Consider the following 17,883-nt stretch of genomic DNA (forward strand, 5'->3'; position numbering starts at 1 on the left):
TTATATTCCACAGTAAAAACAAAGACAAAATGACGTAAAAATCTTGATTTTAATCAGTTTTAGATGTCAAAAAGTCACAAAACAAGCCAAATATGAGTTTTTTAAATTCAATCTTCGGAAATTCTGAGAACTCAGATGCTCCAAAAAGCAAAGTTAATTGGACAGAATTGACCGATATTCATCAGTTAATGGAAATCGAAGCCATATCTAACGAAAAACCTGTTGTAATTTTTAAACACAGTACAAGATGCAGTATCAGCCGTATGGCTTTAAAACAATTTGAAAGAGAATTTGATCTTGAAGAAGTTGTTGATGCTTATTTTCTTGATTTAATTGCACATAGAGATATTTCTAATGAAATTGCAGATAGATTTGGGGTTTACCACGAATCGCCTCAATTAATTTTAATCAAAAACGGAAAAGCAGTTTACAATGTTTCGCATAGTGATATTGATGCTGAGGCTTTGAAAAGTAAAGTTTAATAATTCTAAAGTTGATTAAATGGATGTTCAGACGGCTTATCAAAAAACAATAATTTTTGCAACAATAAAGCATTTAGAAAATAATCAGACTATTACTGATTCTAATCTTCCGTATGTCATTCATTTGAGCAATGTTGCGATGGAAATTTTAATTGCATCGAATAATACTGAAAATTTCGATTTAAATTTTGCTACACAAGTTGCTTTATTGCACGATACTTTAGAAGATACCAATACTACTTTTGAAGAACTTGAACTTGAGTTTGGATTAGATATTGCCGAAGGAGTTTCTGCTCTTACAAAAAACAGTGATCTACCAAAAGAAGAAAGAATACTGGATAGCTTAACCCGAATTTCAAAACTTAAAAAAGAAGTCTGGGCTGTAAAATTAGCGGATAGAATTACCAATTTGCAAAAACCTCCAAAAAGCTGGGATAATCTTAAAAGAAGAAAATATAAAGATGATGCCGCAATTATTTTAGAAAAATTAAAAGGCGGTAATGCCTATTTAGAAAATCGTTTACGTTCTAAAATTGAAGAGTATGAACAATATCTTGATTAAGATTCTTTATTAAAACAAACAAAAAACGCTGAATAAAAATTCAGCGTTTTTTGTTTTATAAGTTTTCACTTTTTAAATTTTCACTTTTTAAATTTTCACTATAATAATAATTAACCATTCACAATTTACAATTAATTAAAAGCTCTCTCCGGATCCGCCGCCGCTAAACCCTCCTCCTCCAAAATCCATTGGCGATTCTGTTTTAACTTCTGGTTTCATACCAAAAGTTGAAGCTACGATTAAAGTCTGAGCATTTAAAATTGCAGTTGAATGATTGATCCTGTCTGGTTTAAAAGTTAATCCGGATTCTTTATTTTTTAATTTTTGGATAGAGAAAAATGCAATGGCAAACATCACTAATCCTCCAATAGTCAAAGCTGCTTCAATTGGTAAAACTGAATAATAAAATCGGATGGTAAAAACAGTAAAAGCTATTACTCCAAAACTAATCCAAAGCATGATTCTGTCTTTGGTTTTTAAAGCCTGAACCAAATACACAACCGGTACTATAAACGTAAATGCGTAAAAGAAATAGGCAAACGGAATATCCTGTCCCGGCTGAACTTCAACTCCTAAAAGTTCTGCAGAAAGTTCTCTTACTACTAAATAATTGCAGGAAAGATAAAATAGAATCAAACAGAAACTATTGGCTAACAATAATCCGTTGTAATAGTAAACTTCTTTTAAATTCTTGATTCTTTGTTTTGTAAAAAAATAAAATCCTGCTGAAGTTAACATTGCCACAAAAGGTAAAATTGTTTTACCAATATCTCCAATTTCAAACATACCGAAAAATAAAACTGCTGAACTTGCCAAACAAAAAACAAACATAGAAAGCAGATGTAAATATCTTTTATAAGTTAAAAAAGAAGCAATAGCAACAAAAATAGCGGGAGTTAATCCTGTTTCAAAATCTTCTGTAAGTATGAAAACTGCTCCGCCTACATTTAAAAGTATCCCTAAAATAAAAGCATCATCTAAGCCGTTTCTGTAATATTTGTTATTCGACAAAAATTCAGCACCTGCAATACCAACGCCTGCAAAAAGAAAGCAGCAAATTTTAAAAAAAGAATCTGCTCCTGATAATGCAATTAAAGAGATAAAACTGCAAATCGATGAATATAAAAATGATCCTAACAGAAAAAATCCTAAACGAACTAGAATGTTATTTTGGATTTTGAAAGACGGTAATTGATTTCTAATTATTTTCTTTTGGTCTTTGCTGATAAATCCTCCACTTTCAAGAGAATCAGTTTCTTCGGTTAAAAATAAATTATTTAGTAAATTTTTATCGTGTACTATCATTCGGCTATTTCTTTATTGAAGTTTTTAATCAGTTTGATAAACAATACTATCGAGCCAATGAAGTAAGCGGGTAATATCATAATAAATAACACCCATATATCGCCAAAATCAACGTGCTCGAAAATTCTAAATATGAAAATATTAATGCCAATGTAGGCGTAAACAATCATAAAAATGTACAGTGAAATTGCTTTGAGCTGATGGCTTATTTTATAAAAGTAAACAGATGAAGCTGCTAAAATCAAAGAGAAAAGAAGCCAGATAATATCTTCACTAACCATATTGCTTATCGATGCAATACTTATAATATGCAAAGCAAATGTGAGATAAACGAGCGCAAAATGTGTTTTTAAATTAATTCTGAAACTATAAACTGTCCATAGAATAAGTAAAACGCCCAGCATAATCGCAGAGTAACTTAAACTCTGGCTCGCGTAAAAATTATTATTGCTGTTAAAAATATCCTGAGGTGTTACCGAAAGCCCAACATAAGCCGCCAAACCTGTAACGGCAATGGTTAAAACGCTTTTGTTATCAAAATAATAGGCGCAAAAGAAACTGACAATTGTAGGAACTAAAGTTGCCAAACCATAATGTGTTCCAAATAACTCATATTGAACCTGCAGATATCCTATAAAAATACAAGTGAGAACATTGGCTGTTAAAACTATATATTCCAGAAAATGACTTTCTGTAGTGGTTTCAGTTTTCTGAAAACCTTTGGAATTTTTAAAGCAGTAATAAAAACAACCGCAAACAAGAACAAACAAAATAGCCAGAAGTGCAATATGTCCAATACTGTCGATATTGTCATAAATAAGAATTCCAATCCCTGAGGTAAACATTAAAACCGAAATCGAAAGTAACAGCTTTAATTCGACATTGAGTGAGAAAATATTGAGGCTTCGATATTCTTTTATTTCCTGAAACTGATTCTCTGTAATTAAGTTTTTCTCAAAAAGGCCTTGAGATGCCTGTTCGTCAAATTGCGTCATATTTTTGATTTAAAAATAATAGATTCTCAAATTTAGATAATTAGGTCGAAATTTCTTAAGTTTCAAAAATATAATTTGAAGAAATAAAAAAACCGATCTGCATTAGCTGCAAATCGGTTTAAAATATTTAGGAAATAAGCTTTTAGAAAGCCGCTTTCATTTTTTGTTTTATTTGCTCTAAGCACAAATTATTAATACTTCCTTCGTGCGTATGTTTTGTTTGTTTTGGAGATTTATATGTTCCAGCTTCTAATTGTTCTGCAACGGCTTTATACGCGTCTCTAAACGGCATTCCATCCACAACCATTTCGTTTAAAGTATCTACAGTAAATAAGTAATCGTATTTTTTATCTTCCAAAATATGATCTTTAACTGTAATATCTTTTATAGAAAATATAGCAATATCCAAACATGATTTTAAAGTCTGAATTGCAGGAAACAAGCCTTCTTTTAAAAGCTGTAAATCTCTATGGTAACCGCTTGGAAGATTATTAGTAATTAGAGTGATTTCGTATGGAAGTGCCTGAATTTTATTGCATTTCCCTCTTATTAATTCAAAAACATCAGGATTCTTTTTGTGAGGCATAATACTTGAACCTGTTGTAAGATGTGCAGGTAAACCAATAAAATCAAAGTTTTGGCTCATATACAAACAAACGTCCATGGCAAATTTAGATAATGTCCCAGCAACGCTTGTCATAGCAAAAGCAACTGTTTTCTCTGCTTTTCCACGGCTCATCTGCGCTGCAACGGCGTTATATTTTAGAGTTTCAAAACCTAATTCTTGAGTTGTAAATGTTCTGTTGATTGGAAATGAGCTTCCGTAACCTGCTGCAGAACCTAACGGATTTTGGTCTACAATTTTTGAAGCTGCATTTAACATTGTAATATCGTCTATTAAACTTTCAGCGTAAGCAGAAAACCACATTCCGAAAGACGATGGCATGGCGATTTGTAAATGCGTATAACCTGGCAATAATACATTTTGATGTTTCTCTGCTGATTCCATCAACAAGTCAAACAAGGTTTTTACCTGTTCTTTTATAGCTTTTAATTCGTCTTTTAAATACAAATGAACATCAACCAAAACCTGATCGTTACGAGAACGTGCGGTGTGGATTTTCTTTCCTGCATCGCCTAATTTTACGGTTAACAGATATTCAATTTTAGAATGTACGTCTTCGAAACTATCTTCGATTTCGAAATTCCCAACTACGATATCTGCAATAATTTCGTTTAAGGCATCAACTAAAGAAGTTGTTTCTTCCTGAGTCAATAAACCAATCTGCCCCAACATTTTAGCATGAGCGATTGAACCTAAAGCATCGTATTTTGCTAAAACTAAATCCAGTTCACGATCATTTCCAACTGTGAATTGCTCGATTTGTTTATCTGTTGGTATTCCTTTTTCCCAAAGTTTCATAACTTAGATTTTTAGACTTCTTAGATTTTAGACTTCTTAGATTGTTTTCTAATTTAGACCTAATGTCATTGTTTATACTGGTGGTGTTTCTAGCCCCGATAGTAGTGGAAATCCTTTTGTGCCGGGGTTCGGCACAAAAGATTGTAACGGATAGCGGGATTAGCTCCTAAAAAAATTATAATTTAAAGAAATCGGTTAGTATTTTGATATACAAATCGACTCCTTCTTCAATTTCATTTACAAAAATAAATTCGTCTGCTGAATGTGAACGTAACGTTTCTCCTGGTCCTAATTTCAAAGACTGACAGCTTAAAACGGATTGATCTGAAAGTGTTGGCGAACCATAAGTTGTTCTTCCTAGAGCAATTCCTGCCTGTACTAAACCATGCGCAACTGGAATAGACGAAGCATTTAAATGCATTGATCTTGGTGTTACTTCGGCATTTACATTTGCTTTTACAACTTCCAAAATTTCAGCGTTTGTGTAACGGTCTGTTACACGAATATCCACAACCAAATCACATTCTGATGGCACAACATTATGCTGTTTTCCAGCGTTAATCTGCGTTACGGTCATTTTTACAGGGCCTAAAACGTCTGAAATTTTGTCGAATTTATAGTTTTTAAACCATTCCATTACCGGAATTGATTTGTATAATGCATTATCATCATTTTGGTGCGCGGCGTGGCTTGCAGTTCCTTTTACTTTTACGTCAAGAACTAATAAACCTTTTTCGGCAACTGCCAATTGCATTAAAGTTGGTTCTCCAACAATCGCGCAATCTAATTCAGGTAAGCTTTTTAAAACGCTGTTTAAACCATTTTTTCCACTGCTTTCTTCTTCGGCGGAAGCCACAATTACAATATTGTGTGACAGGTTTTGATTTTCGTAAAAATGTACAAACGTTGCTAATAATGAAACTAAGCATCCTCCTGCGTCATTACTTCCTAAACCGAATAATTTGCCGTCTTTTTCAATTGCTTTAAACGGGTCATTGGTGTAAGCCTGATTAGGTCTTACCGTATCGTGATGTGAGTTTAATAAAAGTGTTGGTTTATTTTCGTCGAAATATTTGTTGAAAGCCCATACATTGTTGTTTTCTCTCTTGAATGGAATCTCGTTTTGATTGAACCAATTTTCAATTAACAAAGCTGTTTGGTCTTCTTCACTTGAAAATGAAGGGGTTTCGATTAAGCTTTTTAATAAACTAATTGCTTCCTGGGTAAGCGTATCTATATTTTTCATTTTGTTGTGCTCTTGCCACAAAGGCGCTAAGTCGCTAAGTTTTTTTTAAGCTTTTACTTTCTTAACTAAATAATATGCGACATTTTTAATTTGCGCAAATTTCTTAAATTAATATTTAAAAGCACTGCGCAGTTCCGTTTTTTTGCCACTGATTACACGTATTTTCATAAATTATTTTTTTATCTCAGATTTAAAATCAAAATAAACTTTTTAATGTATGTCTAAAATTATTTTCTCTTTTAACAGAGAAAATTAGCGTCAATTCATGGCAACATTTTTTATAATGTAATAGTTGTATGCGGAATATCTGAATTTTGGAGCATTTTGTGATGCCCAATTTTGATTTTCTTCACTCCTCTTGATAAACTATTGAAACAGTTATCTAGTTTCGGAATCATTCCGGAATGGATCACTTTTTCTTCTTTTAGTTTATTATATAATGCTTCGTTGATTTCTGTTATTACAGATGAATCGTCTTCTGAATCTTGTAAAACACCTTGTTTTTCAAAACAATATGTCAAAGTAACATCAAAAACTTCTGATAATGCAATTGATAATTCGCTTGCAATCGTATCAGCATTTGTATTTAATAATTGTCCGTTTTTATCGTGTGTGATGGCACAGAAAACAGGAACAACTCCAGCTTCCAATAAAGTTGCCAGCAATTTTGTATTGACTTGTTTTACATCGCCTACAAATCCGTAATCGATAGTTGGGTGATTTCTTTTTACAGATTGAATTAAATTCCCATCAGCTCCCGAAAAACCAATTGCATTGTTGTCTTTTGCCTGCAATTGCGCTACAATATGTTTGTTGATTTGTCCTGCGTAAATCATTACTACAACATCAAGCATTGGAGCATCTGTAATTCGGCGTCCATCAATCATTTGCGGAACCAGACCAATACTCTGTGCCATCTTTGTAGCCGATTTTCCACCTCCGTGAACTAAAACTTTATAGCCTTCAATTTTAGAAAAATCGGTTAAGAATTGTTCTAATTCTGCTGGATTGTCGATGATGTTTCCACCTATTTTTATTACTGATACGTTCATTATCTTTAAGGTTCAGAGAGACAAAGTAACAAAGTTGCAAAGTTTTTTTACGAGGTTATTAAACCTCCGTTTCTCTGCAACTTTGTTTCTTTGTCACTTTAATTTACAATTTCTTCAAAATCTTTTGTAAAACTAATTGTGCCGAATACGTTCTGTTATTAGCCTGTTCGATTACAATTGAATTTTCCCCGTCTAAAACTTCATCGCTTACAATTACGTTACGACGAACTGGAAGACAGTGCATGAATTTTCCGTTATTGGTTAAAGCCATTTTTTCAGCAGTAACCGTCCAGTTTGGATCGCTGTTGGTTACTTTTCCGTAATCGTTGAAGTTGCTCCAGTTTTTTACGTAAACGAAGTCGGCATTTTCAAAAGCTTTGTTTTGATCGTATTCGATTTTGCAGTCTTGTGTAATTTCTGGACTTAGTTCGTAACCTTCTGGATGGGTGATTACAAAATCCATATCTTTTTGCATTTGCATCATTTCTACGAATGAATTTGCAACTGCCTGAGGTAAAGCTTTTGGGTGCGGTGCCCAAGAAAGCACCACTTTTGGTTTGTGTTTTGTTTTGTGCTCTTCCATTGTAATCGCATCCGCTAAAGACTGCATTGGATGACGAACTGCACTTTCCATATTTACAATTGGCACCGTAGCGTATTTCAAAAATCCTGAAATAACGGTTTCCTGATAATCTTTTTCTTTGTCAACCAAACCTGCAAAAGCACGGATTGCGATGATATCGCAATATTGTGAAACGACTTCTGCCGCTTCTTTAATGTGTTCAGATGCCCCAGAATTCATCACTGCTCCATCTTCGAATTCTAATGTCCATCCTTCATTGGTAAAATTCATTACCATAACGTTCATTCCTAAATTTAAAGCCGCTTTTTGAGTACTCAAACGCGTTCTTAAACTTGGGTTGAAGAATAACATTCCTAAGGTTTTGTTTTTTCCTAATTTTTTATTTTTAAGCGGGTCTTTTTTGATCTTGATCGCGCTTTTTACCCATTTTGATAATGAGTCGATATCTTGTATTGAAATATAATTCATGTCTTTTTGTTTTCTATTGCTTTCTAAAATTAGACGCGGATTCTACTGATTCGCTATCGCGAAGACGCAGATTAACGCGGATTTTTTATATTCTTAATTTTCTACTATTTTCAAATATTTTTCGTCTAAATTCTGGTTTTGCCCCAAAATTTAAAAGTAAACCTACTTCACAGTTCGTCCCTTTTAAATAATTCAAAATTTGATTTTCAAACTCGATTACAATACAATTAGCTGCTTTTAGCTCTAAAATAATTAAATCTTCAACTACTAAATCTGCATAATATTCTCCAACTTCAATACCTTTATAATAAACTTTAATTTTCTTCTGAGCTTCAACATACAAACCTTTATTTTTCAATTCCAAATACAAGGAATTTTGATAAACTCTTTCTAAAAATCCATGTCCTAATTCATTATATACTTCATAAAAAGTTTTAATAATGACTTCAGTTAACTCTCGATGTAATAATTCCATAAAAATAAATTTGAATGAAATATATTACATAAAATTAAAATACAAAGATAAAATCCGATTTAATCCGCGTCTTCGCGATAGCGAATCCGTTTCATCCGCGTTCAATATCACACAATCTTAGTAAACGGGATTTCGTCCTTTAATGCTTTTAAAATAAAATTATCATTTAAGCCATTTACGATCCAGGTTTCAATATTTGCTGCTTTTGCAATTCCAGCTGCTTCTATTTTTGATTGCATTCCTCCTGTTCCGTGTGATGATTTTGATTCACCAATTTCTTTTTCAAGCGACTTCAAATCATTTACCAATTTGATCGTTTCTGGAATTTCATCATGAATAGAATCTTTCGTATAAATTCCGTTTGTATTCGTTGCAATGATCAGAATATCAACATTTAAAAGAACAGCCGTTAAAGCCGCTAATTTGTCATTATCTCCAAACCGAATCTCATCTGTGGCAACGGTATCATTTTCATTGATAATCGGAATGTAATTGTTTTTAACCAATACATTAATTGTATTTACAATGTTCTTTTTGGTCTGCTCTTTTTCGAAATCAGAATAAGAAAGTAAACACTGCGAAGTATTTAATCCTAAATCCTTAAAATTTTCATTGTAAATCCGCATTAAATGCGGCTGTCCGATTGAAGCCAAAGCTTGCTTTACAAAAACATCTTTATCTTGATTATCCAGTTTTACAAATTGCTTCGCTGCCGCAATTGCTCCTGAACTTACTATGATAAACTCATACTCGTCGTTTAAAGCCGCAATCTGTATTCCTAGGTCTTCAATCTTTCCCCGCGAAATATGATTGGTTTCCTTGGTTAAAGTATTACTTCCTATTTTTAATAAAATCCGTTTTTTTGCCATGTCTTTTGTTTTTGCCACGAAGGCGCTAAGGCATTAAGTTTTTTTTTTAACGCAAAGGGCGCAAGGTTTTTTTATATTGTTTGTGTTTGCAAACGGTAAGTTCGCAAAGCTTTGTCTATATTAAATTCCAATAAATAAATTCCAAATTCCAATAATCTGAAATCAAAAATCGTTAATTATCAATCTAAAATCTGAACTCTAAAATCTAAAATTATCGTATCTGTCCTTCTCCGTAAACGTACCATTTATTGGTTACGAGATGTTGAAGGCCGATTGGTCCTCTTTGATGTAATTTATCAGTGCTTATTGCTAATTCTCCGCCCAGACCAAATTGTCCACCGTCTGTGAAACGGGTTGAAGCATTTTGGTAAACCGCTGCAGCATCTATCGATTCCATAAACTGCTGTGCAACATCGTTATCTCTGGTAATAATTGCTGCCGAATGTCCGCCACAATATTTATTTATTTTTTCGATTGCATTTTCCTCAGAATCAATTGTTCCGATTACAATTTTATAATCTAAAAACTCTTCATACCAGATATCATCATTTTGAAGTGTTTTAGTATTTTCAAAATTTTCTAAGGTTTTATCGACAATAACTTCCACTTTTGCTTCTATTAAAGCTTCAATCAACATTGCTGTGAAACCTTCAAAATTTGGCAGTTTAGAATCTATCAAAACTTTATCCAAAGCATTACAAGCTGAAATTTTAGCTGTTTTAGCGTTTAAAATTACTTTTAAAGCTAAATCTGTATCAGCATCTTTATGAACGTAAACAAAATTATTTCCTCGACCGCTTACGATTACGGGACAAGTTGCATGCGCTTTTACAAACTCAATTAGCTTTTCTCCGCCTCTTGGAACTATCAAATCGACTTTTTGAGTTGGTTTTTCTAGAAAAGCCTGAGTTTCGGTTCTGTTGTAATTCAGGTATTCCACCCAGTCTTTTGAAACTCCGTTTTCTTCTAGAGCTTTGTGCCAAAGACTTACTATTTTCAAGTTTGATTTTAGAGATTCTTTTCCACCTTTCAATAAAATCTTATTTCCGGATTTAAAAGCTATTCCGCCCGCTTCGATTGTAACATCTGGGCGAGATTCGTATATGATTAAAATCGTTCCGAAAGCAGCAGTTTTATTTATTACTTTAATTCCATTATCGTGAGTAAAATGAAAACGCTCAACGCCAACGGGGTCTTCCTGAGAAGCCAATTGGTTTAATGATAAAATCATTTCGTCGACTTTTTTATCATCTACTTTTAAGCGTTCTTCCATCGCTAAATCGGAACCGTCGTAATCAGCAAGATCTTCCTGATTGGTCAAGATTATCTCATTCCGCTCCTGCTCGACCAGCTTTGCCATGGACTGCAAAACGAGATTGCGTTTTTCAATTGATAATGGATTCATAATTTCTAGTTGGTTGGTTGTTTTTTGGTTTAGTTTCTTTTTAGAAACTTATATTTTAAACCTGACGGGTTTTAAAAACCCGTCAGGTTAACTTTGTGGTAATTTAGTTTTTTAGTTCTTCTAAACTTTCTTTTAAAGCTACAATAAATGTATCAATATCAGCTTTTTTAACTGTTAATGGCGGTAAAATTCTAAGCAGATTTTTGTTGTTTGCACTTCCTGTAAAAATGTGTTTTTCGATAATTAATTTCTTTCTTAAAGCAGCTACGTCAAAATCGAATTCAACACCAAGCATTAAACCTTTTCCTTTTACTTGTTTGATTCCCTCAACTTCTTTGATTTTTTCTAAGAAATATTCATAAACTTCATTTACATTTTTCTGTAAATCTAGTTTTTCGATTACATCTAAAACTGCAATTCCTGCTGCACAAGATAAGTGGCTTCCTCCGAAAGTAGTGCCTAATAATCCGAAACTTGCTTCAAATTTTGGAGAAATTAAAATAGCTCCAACCGGAAATCCGTTCCCCATTCCTTTTGCCACCGAAATAATATCAGCGTTGATTCCGTGATGTTGGAATGCGAAGAATTTTCCGCTTCTTCCGTATCCTGATTGTACTTCGTCTAAAATCAAAACAACATCGTGTTTTTTACATGCTTTTTCTAGCGCTTGAAAAAATTCAGTTGTTCCTTGGTCTAAACCTCCAACTCCTTGAATTCCTTCGATAATTACTGCTGTAACATCACCTTTAGCCAATTCAGCTTCAACTAATTCGATTTGGTTTAATGGTAAAAAAGTTACTTCTTGCTGTGCGTTAATTGGGGCAACAATCTTTTTATTATCTGTAACAGCAACGGCTGCAGATGTTCTTCCGTGGAAAGAATTATCAAAAGCTACAACTCTTGATTTTCCGTTATGGAAAGAAGCTAATTTTAAAGCATTTTCATTGGCTTCAGCTCCAGAACTACATAAAAACAATTCGTAATCTTCAAGACCAGAAAGTTTTCCTAATTTCTGAGCCAATTCCACCTGCAAAGGATTCTGAATGGCATTCGAATAAAATCCTAAATTATCTATTTGATTCTTCAATTTTGCTACATAATCCGGTTGTGTGTGTCCAATGGAAATCACACCATGTCCGCTGTATAAATCTAAATATTCTACTCCTTTGTCGTCAATAATGGTACAATCAATTGCTTTTACTGGAGTTATGTTGTATAATGGGTAAACGTTGAATAAGTTCATTTTTTGTTTTGTTTATTTTGTTTCAAGTTTCATGTTTCAGGTTACGTACAGAACGTGAAACCTGAAACTTAAAACTTGAAACTATTATTAAAATCCGCTTGGTCTCAAATTTAAACCTGTGGTTTCTTCTAAACCGAACATTAAATTCATGTTTTGAATCGCTTGTCCCGAAGCACCTTTGGTTAAGTTATCTATAATTGATGTTATGAGAACCCGGTTTCCTTTTTTCAATAAACTAATGATACATTTATTCGTTTGCACCACTTGCTTTAGGTTGATGTTTGTTGTGGTAATGGTTACAAAAGGTTCGTTTTTATAGAAATCTTCATATTTCTCTACTAATTGTTCCAAACTATCATCACATAATGTATATAAAGTTGCGAAAATTCCTCTTGGAAAATCTCCTCTGTTCGGAATAAAAAGTAATTCGCTTTCAAAATCATCTTGCAGCTGAACCAAACTTTCTGAAATTTCACCTAAATGCTGGTGCTCAAAAGCTTTATAATGCGACATATTATTGTTTCTCCAACTGAAATGAGAAGTTTCTGAAAGTCCAACTCCTGCGCCTGTACTTCCTGTTGTCGCATTAATATGAACATCGTTATTAAGCATATTGTGTTCTGCTAATGGCAATAAAGCCAATTGTATAGCTGTTGCAAAACAACCTGGATTTGCAATATAATTTGCTTTTTTGATTTCTGCTTTGTTCAATTCAGGCAATCCGTAAACAAAATCTTTTCCTTGGAAATGAGCATCTTTATTTAATCTGAAATCATTTCCTAAATCAATGATTTTAGTGTGGCTTGCAAATGCGTTTTGTTGTAAAAATGAAATCGATTTTCCATGGCCTAAACATAAAAAAACCACATTTACATTAGGATTTATTATATCTGTAAAATTCATTTCGATATCGCCCATCAAATCGTGGTGCGCCACAGAAAGTGGTTTACCAGCGTTTGTTGTGCTGTAAACAAAATCGATGTTTACTTTTGGGTGATACATTAAAATTCTGATGAGTTCTCCAGCTGTGTAGCCCGAACCACCAATTATTCCGACATTAATCATGATCTAATTGATTTACAGATGAAAATATGTTTTGTGCATTTCCAAGAATCTTAATAAATCCTTTAGCATCATCAGATGTCCAAGCGTTGTTCATTTCTCCGTATTGACCAAAACCTGTATTCATCAAATCGTTTTTAGATTCAATTCCATCAAGTGAAAAATGGTATGGTTTTAATGAAACGGTTACAGTTCCGTTTACTGTTTTTTGTGTGTCTTGCAGGAAAGTTTCAATGTTTCTCATAACCGGATCTAAGAACTGACCTTCGTGGAATAACATTCCGTACCAGTTCCCTAATTGTTCTTTCCAGTATTGCTGCCATTTTCCAAGAGTATGTTTCTCTAATAAATGGTGCGCTTTGATAATAATTAAAGGAGCAGCGGCTTCAAAACCAACTCTTCCTTTAATTCCGATAATAGTATCTCCAACATGAATATCTCTACCAATTGCATAAGCATTTGCCAGTTTTTCCAGAGATACAATATTGTTAGATGGTTTATCTGTTTTACCATTTATTCCAACTAATTCGCCTTGTTCAAAATGTAAGGTTACTTTTTCTTCTCCTTCTTTTTTCAATTGAGATGGATAAGCTTCACTTGGCAATGGCTGTCCTGAAGTTAAAGTTTCTTTTCCTCCTACGCTTGTTCCCCAAAGTCCTTTATTGATAGAATATTGTGCTTTTTCCCAAGAATAATGAACTCCGTTTTGAGCCAAATAATCTACTTCTTCTTGTCTTGAAAGTTTTAAATCTCTAATTGGTGTAATAATTTCAATTTCCGGAGCAATGGTTTGGAAAATTAAATCGAAACGAATTTGGTCATTTCCTGCACCAGTACTTCCGTGTGCGATCGCGCTTGCTCCAACTTTTTTAGCATATTTTATAGCTTCAATTGCCTGAAAAACACGTTCTGCACTTACTGATAAAGGATAAGTATTGTTTTTTAATACGTTTCCAAAAATCAAATATTTTATAGCTTTATCATAATATTTGTCTACGATGGTAAGGTTTGCGTGTTGTGCGCTTCCTAATTCGTAAGCTCTTTTTTCAATGGCTGATAATTCTTCTGCATCAAATCCTCCTGTATCTACCAATACAGTGTGAACTTCGTATCCTTTTTCATTTTTTAAATATTTCAAACAATACGAGGTATCTAATCCTCCGCTATAAGCTAATACTACTTTTTTCATTTTTTATAATTTTGGCCAATACTTTCGTATTTAGCAGTTTGAGATTTCTTTTTGGTTAAATTTTAAATAAAAAAACAAATGACAATATTTTGTTTAAAAACAAAGCTTGTTTGATTTTTTTAAGTCTGCTTAAAACAGCCTCATTAAAAGGATGTCTTGGCGGTGTTTTTTGTTTTTCTTTTGGGTCGTATAACATTCCGGTGCAAAGACACATTTTGTTTTCCTTACTCTGCAGAATTTGGTAATTGGTACAAGTTTTACAACCTGACCAAAAACTAGGGTCTGTCGTTAATTCTGAGAAAGGAACTGGTTTATAACCTAATTCAGAATTGATTTTCATAACTGCCAAACCAGTTGTGATTCCGAATATTTTAGCGTCAGGATATCTCTTCAAAGAATAATCAAAAACTTTAGATTTTATCTTTTTTGCCAATCCTAAACTTCTGTAGTCAGGATGAACGATTAATCCAGAATGTGCCACAAATTTTCCGTGCTGCCAGCTTTCGATGTAACAAAAACCTGCAAATTTCCCGTCTGCCAGAGCAATCATTGCATCACCATTCGACATTTTTTTCTGAATGTACTCAGGAGTTCTTTTAGCAATCCCCGTACCTCTTAACAAGGCAGATGATTCTATCGTATCGCAAATTTCTTGTGCGAATTTGAAGTGTTCTTCCTGGGTAACAACAATAGAGATCTTCATTTCAATAATTGAAGTTAGAGTTAAAAATTAAAGCATATTGTTTAGTTTGAAATCCAGATTTGAATCCAATAAAATTAAGCAAAACAGAAGTAACATCTTCAAAATCAAAAAGTTGATTAAGAAAATTTACAAAATAATAAATACTTTTAGGATATGTTTGTCCAATGGACAAATTATGTGATTTCAAAATGAAAAATGGATATGAATAAATATACGGCTATAAAACTCAGTGAATACTATAGAGATAGTATCCGTACTTCGGGAGAAGTAATCGGTGAGTTTGTCCGTGACAAAGAAGTTGTATGTAAACTTATTTTATTCATCGGTGCAAAAGTACATTATTTTTTTATTCACAAAACAAAAAATAAAAATTCTAACATTTTTTCAATGAAAAGTTATTTTTTGAAAGATACTGAGATTCTAAGTTGCTAAGGTTCTAAGATTTTAAATTCGGGCACGCAAACTTGAAACCTGAAACTTAAAAACAAAAGAAAACCCGATAGCTATAAATAACTATCGGGTTTTGAATATTTCTAATTTGAATTATTACTTTTTCGTAAATGGAATTACTTGTCCATTATCTATAAGTGTCATATCGAAACCTGTTTTAGCTTCGTTGAATTTAAATTTCAATCCTGCTCTTTTTGATTCAAATGTATCTTTTTCACCTGCAACAGGAGTTAAAGTAAATTTTGGATAGTTTGGAAGTTCAGCATTTAAAACGCTGTTTTTCTCTGTCAATTCAATTGTTAAAGGCGATTTTGTAGTACCATAAGTCCCAACAAAACCATCTAAAATAATATCTTTTTCAACTTTTCCCTTTCCCGCTGTCCACACGTTATTACTTTCGTTATAATCAGGGAAAGCGTGATCTGGATCTAGTGTAATACTTTCAATTTCTTCTGTTGAATTATGTTTGAAAGACCACTCGTTGTTACGTTGCCAAATTTCTACCGGCAGCTTAACTCTTGTTACTTTTCCGCTTTTTGTTTTAACGTCTAAAACAATTGGCATTGGCATTTTGTCGAAGTTCTCAACATTGATTACAACACCTTTTGCCGGATCATTTTTTACATATTTAATCCAGTTGATTCCTTGGTCAAATCTCCAGTTGTTTACGAACCAGCTTCTCCAGAACCAGCTTAAATCTTCACCAGCAACATTTTCAATTGTTCTAAAAAAATCGTCCGGAGTTGGGTGTTTGTAAGCCCAGCGCTCTACATAAGTACGTAATGCCTTATCAAAACGCTCTTGTCCTAAAACCTGCTCTCTTAAAATAACTAATCCTGCACTTGGTTTTGCATAACATAAAACGCCAATATTAGCTTCCTTCATATTATCAGGAGAACTCATAATTGTTTCTAATTTTGGGCTTGTAAAATATTCTGCTTCTTCATGTAAATTAGATGCAGGCTGTTTGTATTCGCCATTATTAAAATCATAAGAACTTACAGAGTTAATAAAGGTATTAAAACCTTCATCCATCCATGCAAAATAACGCTCGTTTGAACCTACAATCATTGGGAACCAAATATGCCCGAATTCGTGATCTGTAACTCCCCATAAATCATCTCCTTTAGATTTCCATCCGCAGAAAACAATTCCAGGATATTCCATTCCACCCTCGTTCCCTGCTACGTTTGTAGCTGCAGGATAAGGATATTCGAACCATCTTTTAGAATAATTTTCGATAGACGCTTTAGTATATTCTGTAGAACGTCCCCAAGCATCATTTCCTGAACTTTCAACAGGATATGCTGATAATGCTAAAGATTTTTTTCCGCTTGGTAAGTTTATTTTTGCTCCATCTAAAATAAAAGCCGGAGATGATGCCCAAGAAAAATCACGTGCATTTTTAATTTTATAATGCCAGGTTTTTTGTGCCGAAGCATTACTGTTTGCAGTCGCCGCAACTTCATCTGCAGAGCGAATTATAACAGTTTTATCACTTTGAGAAGCGTCTTTATATCTTTTCAATTGTTCTGCAGAAAAAACTTCTGCTCCGTTTATTAATTCTCCAGAACCTACAACATAATGGTTTGCAGGAACAGTCAATTTAACATCAAAATCTCCATATTCTAAATAAAACTCAGAAGCTCCTAAATACGGTGCCGTATTCCAGCCTCTTACATCATCATACACACACATACGCGGATACCATTGTGCGATTGTGAATATTTTTCCGTTTTTAGTTTCTAAAACTCCCATTCTGTCTGAACCTTCAAATGGTGCAATGAATGAGAATTCAATTTTAATTTTTACAGAAGCTCCTTTTGCTGCTAATTCCTGTGGAAGGAAAATCTGCATTCTGGTATCTGTAACGATATATTTTGCCTCAACTTCTGTTTTTGTTTTTCCACCAGAAATTACTTTTACTGACTTAATTTTATTTCCTCCGTCAAAAACCTGACCTTGAGCTCCGTTACGGCTTCCGGTTAATGGCACAACAGCATTTCCTCTAGAATCTTCTTTGAACAAATTTTGATCTAAATTCAGCCAAAGAAATCCAAGTTTATCAGGACTATTATTTGTATAGGTAATTTCATCTGTACCTACAATTTCATTTGTAGTTCCGTTTAACTTCGCTGTTATTTGATAATCAGCTCTGTTCTGCCAGTATTCAACTCCTGGCTGACCGCTTGCTGTACGCGTCGAAGTACCGTTTTTAGTATAAAAATGTGGTGCAAATGCATCGTGATAATTATAATTGTTTGCTGGATTTGCTGTCGTCGCCGGCGGAGTCTGCTGCGCCCAAACTGAAGAAATCCCAACAAGTAAAGCCATGGTTAAAAAGGCTCTTGAAGATTGTTTTTTCATATTT

General features: G+C 33.4%; 17 protein-coding genes. 3 read left to right on the top strand and 14 right to left on the bottom strand.

The window, feature by feature from the left end:
• The first annotated feature begins 92 nt into the window (after positions 1–92).
• Complete coding sequence (gene ytxJ / locus J2Y38_RS12290) at positions 93–482, top strand: bacillithiol system redox-active protein YtxJ (RefSeq protein WP_073482078.1); 390 nt, start codon at positions 93–95, stop codon at positions 480–482.
• Between the two features lie 19 nt (positions 483–501).
• A complete protein-coding gene (locus tag J2Y38_RS12295; RefSeq protein WP_309842863.1) occupies positions 502–1,044 on the top strand; it encodes an HD domain-containing protein in 543 nt (180 codons plus the stop codon).
• 135 nt (positions 1,045–1,179) lie between these two features.
• Here the strand turns inward: J2Y38_RS12295 and J2Y38_RS12300 are convergent, their stop codons facing one another.
• The 13 genes from J2Y38_RS12300 to J2Y38_RS12360 form a co-directional block, all read right to left on the bottom strand.
• On the bottom strand, positions 1,180–2,349 hold the full coding sequence (locus J2Y38_RS12300; RefSeq protein ID WP_309842867.1) for a hypothetical protein: 1,170 nt from the start codon (positions 2,347–2,349) through the stop codon (positions 1,180–1,182).
• Positions 2,346–3,344, bottom strand: a complete 999-nt coding sequence (locus J2Y38_RS12305) for a DUF2157 domain-containing protein (RefSeq protein ID WP_309842870.1) — start codon at positions 3,342–3,344, stop codon at positions 2,346–2,348. The genes J2Y38_RS12300 and J2Y38_RS12305 overlap by 4 nt, the downstream gene beginning before the upstream one ends.
• Before the next feature lie 142 nt (positions 3,345–3,486).
• Positions 3,487–4,767, bottom strand: a complete 1,281-nt coding sequence (gene argH / locus J2Y38_RS12310; RefSeq protein WP_309842873.1) for an argininosuccinate lyase — start codon at positions 4,765–4,767, stop codon at positions 3,487–3,489.
• A 175-nt stretch (positions 4,768–4,942) separates the two neighbouring features.
• Positions 4,943–6,013, bottom strand: coding sequence for a M20 family metallo-hydrolase (locus tag J2Y38_RS12315; RefSeq protein ID WP_035644856.1), 1,071 nt, complete (start codon positions 6,011–6,013; stop codon positions 4,943–4,945).
• Positions 6,014–6,291: 278 nt separating this feature from the next.
• Positions 6,292–7,065 (bottom strand): acetylglutamate kinase, encoded by a 774-nt coding sequence (gene argB, locus J2Y38_RS12320; RefSeq protein WP_309842878.1) that lies wholly within the window; start codon positions 7,063–7,065, stop codon positions 6,292–6,294.
• Between the two features lie 103 nt (positions 7,066–7,168).
• Positions 7,169–8,116, bottom strand: a complete 948-nt coding sequence (locus tag J2Y38_RS12325; RefSeq protein WP_309842880.1) for an N-acetylornithine carbamoyltransferase — start codon at positions 8,114–8,116, stop codon at positions 7,169–7,171.
• An 85-nt stretch (positions 8,117–8,201) separates the two neighbouring features.
• The gene (locus tag J2Y38_RS12330; RefSeq protein ID WP_309842884.1) at positions 8,202–8,591 is read right to left on the bottom strand and encodes a GxxExxY protein; all 390 of its coding nucleotides are present in this window, start codon (positions 8,589–8,591) and stop codon (positions 8,202–8,204) included.
• A gap of 107 nt (positions 8,592–8,698) precedes the next feature.
• On the bottom strand, positions 8,699–9,460 hold the full coding sequence (gene proB, locus J2Y38_RS12335; RefSeq protein WP_073483021.1) for a glutamate 5-kinase: 762 nt from the start codon (positions 9,458–9,460) through the stop codon (positions 8,699–8,701).
• A 211-nt stretch (positions 9,461–9,671) separates the two neighbouring features.
• Positions 9,672–10,865 carry a glutamate-5-semialdehyde dehydrogenase gene (locus J2Y38_RS12340; protein ID WP_409025141.1) on the bottom strand — a complete coding sequence of 398 codons (1,194 nt, stop codon included), beginning with the start codon at positions 10,863–10,865 and terminating at the stop codon, positions 9,672–9,674.
• A gap of 103 nt (positions 10,866–10,968) precedes the next feature.
• A complete protein-coding gene (locus tag J2Y38_RS12345; RefSeq protein ID WP_309842888.1) occupies positions 10,969–12,108 on the bottom strand; it encodes an aminotransferase class III-fold pyridoxal phosphate-dependent enzyme in 1,140 nt (379 codons plus the stop codon).
• Positions 12,109–12,195: 87 nt separating this feature from the next.
• Positions 12,196–13,173: an N-acetyl-gamma-glutamyl-phosphate reductase gene (argC, locus tag J2Y38_RS12350; protein WP_309842891.1), complete on the bottom strand. Its 978-nt coding sequence runs from the start codon at positions 13,171–13,173 to the stop codon at positions 12,196–12,198.
• Positions 13,166–14,359, bottom strand: a complete 1,194-nt coding sequence (locus tag J2Y38_RS12355) for an argininosuccinate synthase domain-containing protein (protein ID WP_309842894.1) — start codon at positions 14,357–14,359, stop codon at positions 13,166–13,168. Before J2Y38_RS12355 ends, argC begins: the two co-directional genes overlap by 8 nt.
• 55 nt (positions 14,360–14,414) lie before the next feature.
• Positions 14,415–15,062: a GNAT family N-acetyltransferase gene (locus J2Y38_RS12360; RefSeq protein ID WP_180856961.1), complete on the bottom strand. Its 648-nt coding sequence runs from the start codon at positions 15,060–15,062 to the stop codon at positions 14,415–14,417.
• Positions 15,063–15,263: 201 nt separating this feature from the next.
• On the opposite strand from J2Y38_RS12360, the gene J2Y38_RS12365 reads away from it, so the two are divergent.
• Positions 15,264–15,494, top strand: a complete 231-nt coding sequence (locus J2Y38_RS12365) for a hypothetical protein (RefSeq protein ID WP_309842897.1) — start codon at positions 15,264–15,266, stop codon at positions 15,492–15,494.
• Between the two features lie 114 nt (positions 15,495–15,608).
• On the opposite strand, the gene J2Y38_RS12370 is transcribed toward J2Y38_RS12365, so the two are convergent.
• Positions 15,609–17,879, bottom strand: coding sequence for a M1 family metallopeptidase (locus tag J2Y38_RS12370; RefSeq protein ID WP_309842900.1), 2,271 nt, complete (start codon positions 17,877–17,879; stop codon positions 15,609–15,611).
• Positions 17,880–17,883: the final 4 nt, after the last annotated feature.

Source organism: Flavobacterium sp. 2755, assembly GCF_031455715.1.
Taxonomy (GTDB): domain Bacteria; phylum Bacteroidota; class Bacteroidia; order Flavobacteriales; family Flavobacteriaceae; genus Flavobacterium.

What these genes read in the sequence shown, in the direction of transcription:
- J2Y38_RS12300 (WP_309842867.1), bottom strand. Translation starts at nt 2,349, where the DNA reads ATGATAGTACACGATAAAAATTTACTAAATAATTTATTTTTAACCGAA.
- J2Y38_RS12370 (WP_309842900.1), bottom strand. Translation starts at nt 17,879, where the DNA reads ATGAAAAAACAATCTTCAAGAGCCTTTTTAACCATGGCTTTACTTGTT.
- proB (WP_073483021.1), bottom strand. Translation starts at nt 9,460, where the DNA reads ATGGCAAAAAAACGGATTTTATTAAAAATAGGAAGTAATACTTTAACC.
- J2Y38_RS12355 (WP_309842894.1), bottom strand. Translation starts at nt 14,359, where the DNA reads ATGAAAAAAGTAGTATTAGCTTATAGCGGAGGATTAGATACCTCGTAT.
- J2Y38_RS12340 (WP_409025141.1), bottom strand. Translation starts at nt 10,865, where the DNA reads ATGAATCCATTATCAATTGAAAAACGCAATCTCGTTTTGCAGTCCATG.
- argH (WP_309842873.1), bottom strand. Translation starts at nt 4,767, where the DNA reads ATGAAACTTTGGGAAAAAGGAATACCAACAGATAAACAAATCGAGCAA.
- J2Y38_RS12365 (WP_309842897.1), top strand. Translation starts at nt 15,264, where the DNA reads ATGAATAAATATACGGCTATAAAACTCAGTGAATACTATAGAGATAGT.
- J2Y38_RS12325 (WP_309842880.1), bottom strand. Translation starts at nt 8,116, where the DNA reads ATGAATTATATTTCAATACAAGATATCGACTCATTATCAAAATGGGTA.
- argC (WP_309842891.1), bottom strand. Translation starts at nt 13,173, where the DNA reads ATGATTAATGTCGGAATAATTGGTGGTTCGGGCTACACAGCTGGAGAA.
- ytxJ (WP_073482078.1), top strand. Translation starts at nt 93, where the DNA reads ATGAGTTTTTTAAATTCAATCTTCGGAAATTCTGAGAACTCAGATGCT.
- J2Y38_RS12330 (WP_309842884.1), bottom strand. Translation starts at nt 8,591, where the DNA reads ATGGAATTATTACATCGAGAGTTAACTGAAGTCATTATTAAAACTTTT.
- J2Y38_RS12345 (WP_309842888.1), bottom strand. Translation starts at nt 12,108, where the DNA reads ATGAACTTATTCAACGTTTACCCATTATACAACATAACTCCAGTAAAA.
- J2Y38_RS12315 (WP_035644856.1), bottom strand. Translation starts at nt 6,013, where the DNA reads ATGAAAAATATAGATACGCTTACCCAGGAAGCAATTAGTTTATTAAAA.
- J2Y38_RS12295 (WP_309842863.1), top strand. Translation starts at nt 502, where the DNA reads ATGGATGTTCAGACGGCTTATCAAAAAACAATAATTTTTGCAACAATA.
- J2Y38_RS12360 (WP_180856961.1), bottom strand. Translation starts at nt 15,062, where the DNA reads ATGAAGATCTCTATTGTTGTTACCCAGGAAGAACACTTCAAATTCGCA.
- argB (WP_309842878.1), bottom strand. Translation starts at nt 7,065, where the DNA reads ATGAACGTATCAGTAATAAAAATAGGTGGAAACATCATCGACAATCCA.
- J2Y38_RS12305 (WP_309842870.1), bottom strand. Translation starts at nt 3,344, where the DNA reads ATGACGCAATTTGACGAACAGGCATCTCAAGGCCTTTTTGAGAAAAAC.